The following is an 862-nucleotide window of genomic DNA, read 5'->3' as shown; positions in this document are numbered from 1 at the left end:
TGCAACAGGCGATGTTCACACAGCTCTAGCTGCTGTCGGCGCAACAGCCCTCTTATCAGCCCTAGGCTTAGCCGGACGGAGAAGACGAGCTAGATAAGCTAATAAAAACTAGATTGGTCATGAACCAGTCTAGTTTTTTGGTTGTTAGGACGGATGGTGATGCAACTGTTCAGCAGACTTTTCAAATTGGTATAGAAAACTCATCAAAATAGGAGATACAGAACATTCTTATCGCACGTTGTTGTGAAAAATTTTAATTTGCACAAAGATATAGAGATGACTTCAAAAAAATAGCAAAGTATTTTATGCGAAAAGGAGAGTTATTAGCTTTATCGTTTTAAAAAAGTGTCAAGTAACTTTACTTTACAAAAAAACTATGGTAGAATAATAAAGTTGATGAAAATCAAATTAAACTTATCGGAGGATAAAAAGACATGGCAGTACCTGCACGTCGCACATCAAAAGCGAAAAAAAATAAACGTCGTACCCACTACAAATTGACCGCTAAAACGGTAAAATTTGACGAAATTACTGGTGATTACTCACGTTCACACCGTGTATCTTTGAAAGGATACTACAAAGGACGTAAAATCGCTAAAGCTGGCGAATAAGAGGGAGGATACAAATGCGCGTTAATATCACACTTGAACACAAAGAATCTGGTGAGCGTTTGTACTTGACGTCTAAAAACAAGCGTAACACCCCAGACCGTCTTCAGTTGAAAAAATACTCACCAAAATTGCGTAAGCACGTGATTTTTACTGAAGTTAAATAAGACAATCTACAAAAAGCCCTAACGGACTTTTGAACCGCACCCCAAAAGTTAGACAGATAATCTAACGAATGGGGTGCTTTTTTATGA

The 862-nt window shown here is 37.7% G+C and carries 3 protein-coding genes; all 3 read left to right on the top strand.

From position 1 onward, the window contains the following. Positions 1–97: LPXTG cell wall anchor domain-containing protein (locus ACERC8_RS09940; protein ID WP_373659702.1), on the top strand; the 97-nt coding region annotated here is incomplete at its 5' end. Between the two features lie 337 nt (positions 98–434). Next, the gene (gene rpmF, locus ACERC8_RS09935; RefSeq protein ID WP_018368706.1) at positions 435–611 is read left to right on the top strand and encodes a 50S ribosomal protein L32; all 177 of its coding nucleotides are present in this window, start codon (positions 435–437) and stop codon (positions 609–611) included. Positions 612–625: 14 nt separating this feature from the next. Then, entirely contained in the window at positions 626–775 is a 150-nt protein-coding gene (gene rpmG / locus ACERC8_RS09930; protein ID WP_002262412.1) for a 50S ribosomal protein L33, read from the top strand. Positions 776–862 lie beyond the last annotated feature (87 nt).

It is taken from the genome of Streptococcus sp. E29BA (genome assembly GCF_041807805.1).
Lineage (GTDB): Bacteria > Bacillota > Bacilli > Lactobacillales > Streptococcaceae > Streptococcus > Streptococcus entericus.
This window is presented reverse-complemented; position numbering and strand designations above follow the sequence as displayed.

What these genes read in the sequence shown, in the direction of transcription:
- rpmG (WP_002262412.1), top strand. Translation starts at nt 626, where the DNA reads ATGCGCGTTAATATCACACTTGAACACAAAGAATCTGGTGAGCGTTTG.
- rpmF (WP_018368706.1), top strand. Translation starts at nt 435, where the DNA reads ATGGCAGTACCTGCACGTCGCACATCAAAAGCGAAAAAAAATAAACGT.